Source organism: Streptomyces sp. ActVer (assembly GCF_027270795.1).
In the GTDB taxonomy this organism is placed as follows: domain Bacteria; phylum Actinomycetota; class Actinomycetes; order Streptomycetales; family Streptomycetaceae; genus Streptomyces; species Streptomyces umbrinus_A.
The window spans coordinates 26,314-36,317 of record NZ_JAPWHT010000050.1; the positions used below are offsets into that span (position 1 = coordinate 26,314).

General features: G+C 71.0%; 8 protein-coding genes. 3 read left to right on the forward strand and 5 right to left on the reverse strand.

Annotated features, from left to right (window positions below):
- Window positions 1-3: 3 nt before the first annotated feature.
- Window positions 4-2,166: a RecQ family ATP-dependent DNA helicase gene (locus tag O3Q52_RS11375; protein WP_269648664.1), complete on the forward strand. Its 2,163-nt coding sequence runs from the start codon at window positions 4-6 to the stop codon at window positions 2,164-2,166.
- A 223-nt stretch (window positions 2,167-2,389) separates the two neighbouring features.
- The gene (locus O3Q52_RS11380; protein WP_055617258.1) at window positions 2,390-3,016 is read left to right on the forward strand and encodes a hypothetical protein; all 627 of its coding nucleotides are present in this window, start codon (window positions 2,390-2,392) and stop codon (window positions 3,014-3,016) included.
- 511 nt (window positions 3,017-3,527) lie between these two features.
- On the opposite strand, the gene O3Q52_RS11385 is transcribed toward O3Q52_RS11380, so the two are convergent.
- From O3Q52_RS11385 to O3Q52_RS11395, 3 genes are all read right to left on the reverse strand, one after another.
- The gene (locus O3Q52_RS11385) at window positions 3,528-4,157 is read right to left on the reverse strand and encodes a hypothetical protein (RefSeq protein ID WP_269648665.1); all 630 of its coding nucleotides are present in this window, start codon (window positions 4,155-4,157) and stop codon (window positions 3,528-3,530) included.
- A 68-nt stretch (window positions 4,158-4,225) separates the two neighbouring features.
- A complete protein-coding gene (locus O3Q52_RS11390; protein ID WP_189841091.1) occupies window positions 4,226-4,927 on the reverse strand; it encodes a ribonuclease HII in 702 nt (233 codons plus the stop codon).
- Window positions 4,928-5,020: 93 nt separating this feature from the next.
- A complete protein-coding gene (locus O3Q52_RS11395; RefSeq protein WP_269648666.1) occupies window positions 5,021-5,644 on the reverse strand; it encodes a TetR/AcrR family transcriptional regulator in 624 nt (207 codons plus the stop codon).
- A gap of 201 nt (window positions 5,645-5,845) precedes the next feature.
- Between O3Q52_RS11395 and O3Q52_RS11400 the strand changes: the two genes are divergently transcribed.
- Complete coding sequence (locus tag O3Q52_RS11400) at window positions 5,846-7,393, forward strand: MFS transporter (RefSeq protein ID WP_269648667.1); 1,548 nt, start codon at window positions 5,846-5,848, stop codon at window positions 7,391-7,393.
- Between the two features lie 135 nt (window positions 7,394-7,528).
- On the opposite strand, the gene O3Q52_RS11405 is transcribed toward O3Q52_RS11400, so the two are convergent.
- A complete protein-coding gene (locus tag O3Q52_RS11405) occupies window positions 7,529-8,968 on the reverse strand; it encodes a DUF4153 domain-containing protein (protein ID WP_269648670.1) in 1,440 nt (479 codons plus the stop codon).
- Between the two features lie 673 nt (window positions 8,969-9,641).
- Window positions 9,642-10,004 (reverse strand): ADP-ribosylglycohydrolase family protein (locus O3Q52_RS11410; protein WP_269648668.1); only part of this gene is annotated, 363 nt, incomplete at its 5' end.

Consider the following 10,004-nt stretch of genomic DNA (forward strand, 5'->3'; position numbering starts at 1 on the left):
GCCATGAGCAACGCAGAGCTGCGCACCGCGGCCGACACTGTCCTCGCCCGCCTCGTCGGCGCCCCGGCGGGTGACGCCCGGCTGCGCGAGGACCAGTGGCGCGCCATCGAGGCACTGGTCGCCGACAAGCGCAGAGCCCTGGTCGTGCAGCGCACCGGCTGGGGCAAGTCCGCCGTGTACTTCGTGGCGACGGCGCTGCTGAGGGAGCAGGGCGCGGGCCCCACCGTCATCGTCTCCCCGCTCCTCGCCCTCATGCGCAACCAGGTCGAGGCTGCCGCACGCGCCGGCATCCGGGCGCGGACCATCAACTCGTCCAACACGGAGGAATGGGACACGATCCAGGACGAGGTGGCAGCGGGCGAGGTGGACGTCCTCCTGGTGAGCCCCGAGCGGCTCAACAACCCGGACTTCCGCGACCAGGTGCTGCCCAAGCTCGCCGCAGCGACCGGCCTCCTCGTCGTCGACGAAGCACACTGCATCTCCGACTGGGGCCACGACTTCCGGCCGGACTACCGGCGGCTGCGCACGATGCTCGCGGACCTCCCGCCGGGAGTCCCGGTCCTCGCCACCACCGCCACGGCCAACGCGCGCGTGACGGCCGATGTCGCCGAGCAGCTGGGCACAGGTGGCAGCACGGACGCTCTCGTCCTGCGCGGCCCGCTGGACCGGGAGAGCCTGAGCCTCGGCGTGCTGCAGCTGCCGGACGCCGCACACCGGATGGCCTGGCTGGCCGAGCATCTGGGCGAGCTGCCCGGCTCCGGAATCATCTACACGCTCACGGTGGCCGCTGCCGAGGAGGTCACCGCGTTCCTGCGGCAGAGCGGGCACACAGTGGCCTCGTACACCGGGAAGACGGAGAACGCGGATCGTCAGCAGGCCGAGGAGGATCTGCTCGCGAACCGGGTCAAGGCGCTCGTGGCCACGTCGGCGCTGGGTATGGGCTTCGACAAGCCCGACCTCGGGTTCGTGGTGCACCTGGGGTCACCGTCCTCCCCCATCGCGTACTACCAGCAGGTCGGCCGTGCGGGGCGCGGGGTGGAGCATGCCGAGGTGCTGCTCCTGCCTGGCAAGGAGGACCAGGCGATCTGGCAGTACTTCGCGTCGATCGCCTTTCCTCCGGAGGAGCAGGTCCGGCGCACCCTGGACGTCCTCGCCCAGGCCGGTCGGCCGCTGTCGCTGCCCGCGCTCGAACCCTTGGTGGAGCTGCGCAGGTCACGTCTGGAGACGATGCTCAAGGTCCTGGACGTGGACGGCGCGGTGCACCGCGTCAAGGGCGGCTGGATCTCCACGGGCGACCCGTGGACGTACGACACCGAGCGCTACGCCTGGGTCGCCAAGCAGCGTGCGGCCGAGCAGCAGTCGATGCGTGACTACGTGACGACGACCGGGTGCCGAATGGAGTTCCTGCGGCGCCAGCTGGACGACGAGGGAGCCACTCCGTGCGGTCGCTGCGACATGTGCGCGGGGCCCCGGTTCACCGACGCCGTGTCCTCGTCGTCCCTGGACTCCGCGCGTGGTGAGCTGGGCCGGGCGGGTGTCGAGGTCGAGCCCCGGAAGATGTGGCCGACGGGCCTGCCGGCGGTCGGTGTCGATCTGAAGGGGCGCATTCCGGCCGGTGAACAGGCCGCGTCCGGGCGGGCGTTGGGTCGGCTCTCGGACATCGGCTGGGGCAACCGGCTGCGGCCGATGCTCTCGCCCCAAGCCCTTGACGAGCGCGTTCCGGACGATGTGGCGAAGGCCGTGGTCGGTGTGCTGGCCGACTGGGCGAAGGGTCCCGGCGGCTGGGCCTCGGGGAGCCCCGACGCGCAGCCGCGCCCGGTCGGTGTCGTCACCATGGCCTCGCACGGCCGACCGCGCCTGATCCAGTCGCTGGGCGCGCGGATCGCGGAGGTCGGACGCCTGCCCCTGCTGGGTTCCATCGAGTACGCCCCGGGACACGAGGCGGCGCAGGTCTCCAGGAGCAACAGCGCGCAGCGGTTGAAGGCCCTCGACGGGGCGCTCGTGGTGCCGCCCGGTCTGGCCACCACGCTGGCCCAGGCCCAGGGCCCCGTCCTGCTCGTGGACGACTCGACCGAGACCGGCTGGACGCTGGCCGTGGCCGCGCGTCTGCTCCGGCGGTCCGGTGCACAGGGGGTGTTGCCGCTGGTCCTTGCTGTGCAAGCCTGATCCAAGCGTGACATGCGAGGTAACGGGCAGGGATATATAAGGCGGATCACCGGATAACGGTCGGTGGCCCCAATTGCTCGTTGCCGCAACCAAGTTCGCCAGGAAGAATTGGCCTCGCGCCCCGCGTGGTCCTTCCTGGGCCGCCCGTTCGGGCTGTCCCGCGGTGCGCTCCCCCAAGTCCGACCCCCGCCCGCTGTCTGGGCGCGTAGCCGAAGGGAGGACCGTGACCTTCGGATTCGCTCCGTCCTCGGCGGCATCGATGTCGACGTCCGCCACTTCCGCCAACTCACTCGCCCGGATGCTCGAACCCGCCGAATGGGCCGCCGCGGGGATACCGCTGCTGCGCAATCCCCGGGAAGTCGTCAGCGGGCTGCACTCCCGGCATCTGCCCCGGCCGGACACCGCGATCGTCGCCGTCCTCGATCCGGACGAACGGCTCAGGGCCAGCGCGTCCTTCGTCCGGCGGCCGGCCCCGGCGGACGGCTGGATGTTCCGCAACGCGCTGCTCGCGCAGCTGCGCCGGGTCATCCCGCACGACCTGCGGCGCCGCACACCGGTGCGTACGGCCGTCCTGCTCTACTGCCGTGAGGGCGACGGGCGATGGACGGAGGAGGACGGGGCGTGGATGTGGGGGTTGCGAGACGCCTGCACGCTGCACGGGCTGCGTTGTGGGGCGTACATCACGCTGACGCGTGAGGGCTGGCAGGTGCTCGGCGAAGGGCGGGGCGGACGTCGGCCGAGCGCGGACTCGAAGCCGGAGTCCCTGGACGCCCTCGCCGCGGTCGAGACCATTCAGCCACGCACCGGTGGCTCGGCCTCGGAGGTGCTGCGCCGCGCGGCGGCCCGCTGAGGCGGAGCCCGCGGCCGCCAGACATGGCACCGGTCGGCCGTTCGTCCGGCCGACCACCCCTCGGCACCGGTACCACCGGCCGCCGCGCAGCCACAGAGGACCACCGGCCTCGCCGAGGCGAGACAGGCGCGACACCGGTCGGCCGAAGCCTGCGAAGGAAAGGGCAAACCGGAGCACCCGTACCCCGCACGAGGGCACCCGGGTACAAACGCGTGGGCAAGAGCCCAACACACACCAGGGCTCAGCACGTACCAGAAGGCCACACGCCCGTAGACGAGCTCACCCACCTGACGACACCGAGGCACGCACACGCGTCCTCGAACCCGCACAGCCCTTCGGACACGTACGACGACAACGCTGAACGGCCATGACGACCTCGCGGACCATGACAGCGACGCCGGCACGTCCCCCCGTACCGGCACACGTCGGACCGTCCACCGTGCTCATGCCACCGCAGCCTGGGCCGCAGTGGCACTCCACCCCCCAAGTACCCCCGGAAGAACGGGGGTCCTCAGACCCCCGCGCCCAACACCGAGTTGATCTGCTGCGGATCCCCGCAGACGATCAGCAGGGTGCCGGCTCGGCGGAGAGCCAGCGGCAGGGCGGTGGCGGCAGTGGCGTCGGGTCCGCCGTTGACGGCGACGACGACCACGGGCCGGGACGCGGCACGGCCGAGGGCGGACGCGTCGGCGTAGAAGACGTCGTCTCCCGCGTCGTGCTGGGCCCAGTAGGCGGCCTCGCCGAACGAGAGCTCGTGCGCGGCCCACGGGTGCGGTTCGCCGGTGGTGATCACCAGAACCTCACCGGGGACGCGGCCCGAGTCAAGGAGCAGGTCGACCGCTTCCTCGGCCGCGTCCAGCGCGCCCTCGGCCGAGGCCGGGATCAGCTGGATCTGCGGAGTCGAGGGGGCGGTGGGGGCCGCCGGGGCGGATGGCCCCGGCTTGGCCACGGCCGTGTCGTGCGGCGCGCGTTGCACCGGCGGCGCAGGCCGGACAGGACCCGGACGGCCGGGACGCGGCGGAGCCACGGGACGGGGTCCGGGTACGGGACGGGGGGTCGGCGCGGTACGGCCTGCGGCCGTAGTGGCGCGGGGACCCTGGGCACTCTCGTGAATCTGAGGCTCCTCGGGAATGAGAGGCATGAGCTGATTTTTATCAAACGCCGGTGCGAGTCGCGTCGGCGGGTGGCACATGAGTGCGAGTGGAACCGTCAGAAATCGAAGCCGAGCTGCCCTTCGATCTCCGGAACGCTTCCATCCGCCCAACTGCGGACCTTCTTGAGGTGCCGCCACTGGGGCAGCGCATCAAGATACGCCCACGTCATCCGGTGGTACGGGGTGGGGCCCCGCATCTCCAGCGCGGCCTTGTGCACCGGTGACGGATACCCGGCGTTGGCCGCAAAACCGAAGTCTGCATGGTCGATACCCAGTTCGGCCATCATTTTGTCGCGCTGTACCTTGGCGATCACCGAGGCCGCCGCGACGGCGACACAGGACTGGTCACCCTTGATCACCGTACGGACCCGCCAGGGGTCCCCGAGGTAGTCGTGCTTCCCGTCGAGGATCACCGCGTCGGGACGCACCGGCAGGGCTTCGAGGGCACGGCAGGCGGCGAGTCGCAGCGCGGCCGTCATCCCCATGTCGTCGATCTCCTCCGGAGAGGCGTGCCCGAGGGCGTACGACGTCACCCACTTCGCCAGTATCTCGGCGAGCGCTGTGCGCCTCTTGACGGTCAGGAGCTTGGAGTCGGTGAGGCCTTCGGGCGGGCGGCGCAGGCCCGTGACCGCCGCGCAGACGGTGACCGGGCCGGCCCAAGCGCCGCGCCCCACCTCGTCGACACCGGCAATGACCTTCGCTCCGGTCGTGGCGCGCAGGGAGCGCTCGACAGTGTGGGTTGGGGGTTCGTACGGCATGGCTCCCTCAGCCTACGCCGCTCGGAACCCCACGCGACACCCAGGTTTCCCCAGGCAACCTCGGCGCTCCGGCCTCACCGTCGCAGAGACCGCTCACACACTCGTCGGCCGCAGCAGTGGAACCATGAGCTGGTCGATCATCTCCTCGATGTCCCGCTCGCTCCATTCACTCGCGCACACCTTGGACCGGTACATCATCATCGCCGGAATGGCGTCGAAGACATACGAGTTCGCCGCGTCGGACCGCACCTCTCCCCGCCGGATTCCACGGTCGACGACCTCACCGAGCAGCCGGATGGTCGGCTCCACGACACCTCCGAAGATCACCTCCTGGAAACGCTGGGCCTGCGCCGCGTCACATTCGTGAATCACCGAGCGCATGGCGAACCCGGGGCGCGAGAACATCGCCTCACGCGCCCGACGGCACAGCTCCAGCAGGTCGTCGCGCACACTCCCCATGTCGGGCACGTCCTCAAGTGACGGCAGCCCCGCCTGGAGTGCGTCCGCGACCAGATCCTCCTTCGACGGCCAGCGGCGGTAGACCGCGGCCTTGCCGGTCTGGGCGCCGGCGGCGACGCCCTCCATCGTGAGTCCGTTCCAGCCGACCGTACTGAGCTGATCCAGCGCGGCTTCGAGGATCGCACGTTCGAGTACGGCACCACGGCGGCGCGGGGAGGCCGCATGAGCGGAGGCGGCCGTCCAACTCGAAGTAACCATGAGCGTGTCTCCGTCTGAGCGGGCAAGCGGCACGCACGCGCGTGCATACGTGCCGTGCGGACCGGGGGGTCCGCAAGCGGTCAAGTGACGCAAAGCGGCAGCGACTTCAGTGAACGCTTGCGTTCACTGTCGGGGACTCACTACCGTTTGACACGGCAGTGAACGCGAGCGTTCACTAACGCACTTGTGGGGGACTTGATTGTGGCAACATCTCCAGTGATTCAGGAACCAAAGCCGGGAGCGGCCCGCCGGGAGGGGCATCCCGGCATCGCGCTCACCGTCATCGCGGCCTGCCAACTCATGGTGGTACTCGACGCGACGATTGTGAACATCGCCCTCCCGCACATTCAGAACGCGCTCGAGTTCTCCACCACCGACCTCACCTGGGTCGTCAGCGCGTACACACTCACCTTCGGCGGTCTGCTGCTGCTCGGCGGCCGGGCCGGTGACATCCTCGGCCGTCGCCGGGTCTTCATGACCGGCATCCTGCTCTTCACGCTCGCCTCGCTGCTCGGCGGATTCGCCCAGGAACCCTGGCAGTTGCTGGCCGCACGCGCCCTCCAGGGCGTCGGTGGCGCGATCGCGTCACCGACCTCGCTGGCGCTGATCACCACGACGTTCCCCGAAGGGCCCGAGCGCAACAGGGCGTTCGGGGTCTTCGCCGCGGTCTCGGCCGGCGGCGGCGCGATCGGCCTGCTGGCCGGCGGCATGCTCACCGAGTGGCTCGACTGGCGCTGGGTGCTCTTCGTCAACGTACCCATCGGTGTGCTGATCGCCGTGCTCGCACCGCTCTACATCAGTGAGTCCGAACGGCATCCGGGGCGCTTCGACATCGCGGGTGCGCTGACCTCGACGGCCGGTATGGCGTCGCTCGTCTACGGCTTCATCCGGGCCTCGGAGGAGGGCTGGCGGGACAGCCTGACCATCGGCTCCTTCGGCGCGGCGGTGGTCCTGCTGGCCGCCTTCGCACTGGTCGAGTCGCGGGCGAAGGAACCGATCACACCGCTGCGGATGTTCGCCGACCGCAATCGCTCCGGTACGTACGTGATCATGCTGAGCCTGGCCGCGGCGATGTTCGGCATGTTCTTCTTCATCGTTCTCTTCGTGCAGAACGTGTTGAACTACACGCCGATCGAGGCGGGCCTGGCCTTCCTCCCCGTGACGGTCGCGATCGCCGTCGGCGCGGGTCTGTCGCAGCGGTTCCTGCCGGTGCTCGGCCCGAAGCCGTTCATGGTGGTCGGCTCGGCCCTCGTCGCACTCGGGCTCGGCTGGCTGACCTTCATGGACCCCGGGAGTACGTACGTCGGCGGGATCCTCGGTCCGATGCTGCTGTTCGCCTTCGGCATGGGTCTGAACTTCGTGACGCTGACCCTGACCGCGGTCTCCGGGGTCGCCGTGCACGAAGCGGGCGCGGCGTCCGGCCTGCTCAACGCCACGCAGCAGGTGGGCGGTTCGCTCGGCCTCTCCATCCTGACCACGGTCTTCGGCACGGCCAGCCGTGACGAGGCGGAGAAGCAGGTCGCGGACTTCATGGCCACCGCCTCGGCCGAACAGAAGGCGGAGTTCGCCAAGACCCAGCAGTTGCCCGCTCCCTGGAGCCACGAGGTGCTGTCCCAGGGGATCTCCACGGCCTTCATCCCGGCCGTCGCGATGGCGGTGCTCGCCCTGGCCGTCGCCGCACTGGTGATCCGGGTCCGCAAGAGCGACCTCGACGCCCTGGCGGGCACGGCGGGACCCGGCGCGGGCTGAACCACCACGACGAGGCCGGGCCGCCGTGCTCAGGACGGCGGACGGCGGCCCGGCCTCGTCGTTCGTACGCGTTCGTCGACGAGGATCCCTCGCAGGCGTGGACGCGGTCCGTGCGTGGTCCGTGCGCGCCCCGCCTCAGCGGTACGCCAGCTCGGTGTCCAGCCGGTTGCACACGCTCCAGTCGGCTTCGGGGGACAGCGGCCGTCCGTCGAGGATGTCCCGGGCGCGCGCCTCGCCCAGGCTGGTGGCGTACCAGGACTTGTCCGCCCCCTCCAGGTCCTGCGCGATGGACTGCAGGGCACAGGAACGCAGTGGCTCCTCAAGTTTGTCGAGAGCCGGTGCGGCGTCGGCGGACAGCCCGCGCGCGTAGTCGAGGTCGAACGAGCCCTTCGTCTCGTACCGCTGGACGTTGCGCTCGGCGATCAGAGCGTCCGGCGACACCAGCCCGAAGGCGAGCACTCCCGCGGCGGCGCTCGCCAGGACCGCACGCGGCAGCCAACGGGCGCCCCAGACGCCGGCCGCCATGATGAGCACGATGACCAGGCCGAGCCAGAGCTCCACGGTCACCACGGAGATCCGCAGTCGCGTCAGCCCGTACGCCGCCACGTACATGTCCATACGCCGCACCGCCGATGCCACGACGACGAGCGCGAGGACACACAGGGTTCCGAGGACGGCACGCACCAGCGTCCAGTCGCCGGAGCTGTCACGAGGGGCCCAGCGCAGGGCGAAGACGATGACGAGGAGGGTGAGGAGCGTGACCAGCAGCAGCTGCCAGAAGCCCTGGCGCGCGTACTCGGCGTAGGTCTGGCCGGTCTTCTCCAGTACGGCGTCGTATCCACCGAACAGGACGGCGAGCTGGACCGCGTTGAAGACCGCGAAGAGCGCGGCGAGCACGATCAGGGGCAGCGCCCACTCGACGCGTCCGCGAGGGCGGCCCGCCGGGACCTCGACGCGGTCCCACTGAACGGGTGCGGCGGCCGTGTGCGCCACCATGAGCGCCCCGACCACGCCGATCACGAACAGGACGACGTGCCAGGGCCCTCCGGAGACCGACGCGTCCGGCACGAGACCGCCGAGAAGGTTCGCGAAGGCTGCGTCCGCCCCGGCGAAGAGCGCGCCGAAGACCACCAGCAGGACCGCGGCGACGGCGAGCGCGCGCAGCACCGGGCCCACGTTGCCCCGGGCGCCGCCGGACCGCTCCCGCAGACCGCTCCAGCCCCAGCGGGGGCCGGTGACCAGCGAGGTGTAGAGACCGATCGGGCCGAACAGCACTCCTGTCCAGGTGCGACCGCCGTGCAGGGCGAGCGAGCCCGCCGCCACCGCTGCCAGGACGGCGAGGAACGACGGCCAGTCGGCGTCGCGGAGCGCCGGCACGCTCAGCAGGGCAAGCCCTCCCACGCCCCACACCAGCGTCCAGCGGTGCGGTCGCCGGCCCGCCGCCTGAGCCGCGTAGTACGCGCCGAGCGCAGCCGGTATCGCCACCAGCAGAAGGTTGAGGGCCAGGCCGTCGCCGAGCAGGAGCATGCTGAGGACGCCCGTGGCGAGGGCGGCCCAGAGCGTGGCGTCGCGGATGGGGGCCGGGGGCTCCGCCTGGACGCCGGCGAACCAGGACTCGACGACGGGGCCGTCCCACTCCTCGTCCTCGTCGAGGTCCCGCGTGTCTACGTCCCGAGTGTCGACTTTGAGTTTCTCGGAAGCGGTCCCACCTGAACCCGTCCCGCCTGAATGGGCCCTGCCCGAACCGGACCCCCCTGAACCAGTCCCGCCGGAGCCACCCCGCACGGAGTCATCCTTCGAGAGCGCGCCACCGGTACGGGCCGCGCGCACCTCGTCGGCCGGCACCTCCGGTACCGCAGGCTCCTCGGGCTCGGGTACCTCAGGCGCCTCAGCGTCGGCACCGGGCTTCCCCACTGAATCCTTCGAGGCCGACCCTCTCGGCTCGGCCTCGGACGGCGTGTCGGACACGGGACCCCCTCCCGACCGGTCCGGGCAGCGCAGCTCGTGGCTGCCGCGAAAGCCCAGGGACCGGTGTCTCGTCGGCGCACGCCCGTGATCATCAACGGGCGGCGTGGCGGAAAGGTTAACCGTGAGGCACGGGGCGCAGCCGGTCACCGGCTCTCTGTGGCAGGGCTGTGACAGTGGCAGACGCTTGGGGCAGGAGGAAACGGGCAGGCACGGCACCCTCACCGACAGCCGAACGTGAGGCCTGTCCCGCAGCCCGGTCCAGCCGCCCTAATCCACAGCCTTAGCCCACGACCCTCGCCGACAGCCACTCCGGAAGCGCCTCGGTCCGCTCCACCCACTCCGTGGGCGGCGTCCCGGCCTTCCCCGCGGCCACGACGCCTCCGACGATGGCGCAGGTCGTGTCCATGTCGCCGCCGACCTGGGCGGTCGCCCAGAAGCCCTCTTCGTAGTCACCGAGGGCCCGCGCCGCCGACCACAGGGCGAACGGCACGGTGTCGTGCGCGGTCGTACGCCGCCCGCAGCCGAGGACCGCGGCGACGGTCGTCGTGTCTCCGTAGTCGAGCATGTCCCGGGCGCGCCGCAGACCGGCTGCCACCGCACTGCGCGGCACCAGGGCGATGACCCCGTCGAGCAGCGCCCCGGG

What these genes read in the sequence shown, in the direction of transcription:
- O3Q52_RS11375 (WP_269648664.1), top strand. Translation starts at nt 4, where the DNA reads ATGAGCAACGCAGAGCTGCGCACCGCGGCCGACACTGTCCTCGCCCGC.
- O3Q52_RS11385 (WP_269648665.1), bottom strand. Translation starts at nt 4,157, where the DNA reads ATGCCTCTCATTCCCGAGGAGCCTCAGATTCACGAGAGTGCCCAGGGT.
- O3Q52_RS11390 (WP_189841091.1), bottom strand. Translation starts at nt 4,927, where the DNA reads ATGCCGTACGAACCCCCAACCCACACTGTCGAGCGCTCCCTGCGCGCC.
- O3Q52_RS11395 (WP_269648666.1), bottom strand. Translation starts at nt 5,644, where the DNA reads ATGGTTACTTCGAGTTGGACGGCCGCCTCCGCTCATGCGGCCTCCCCG.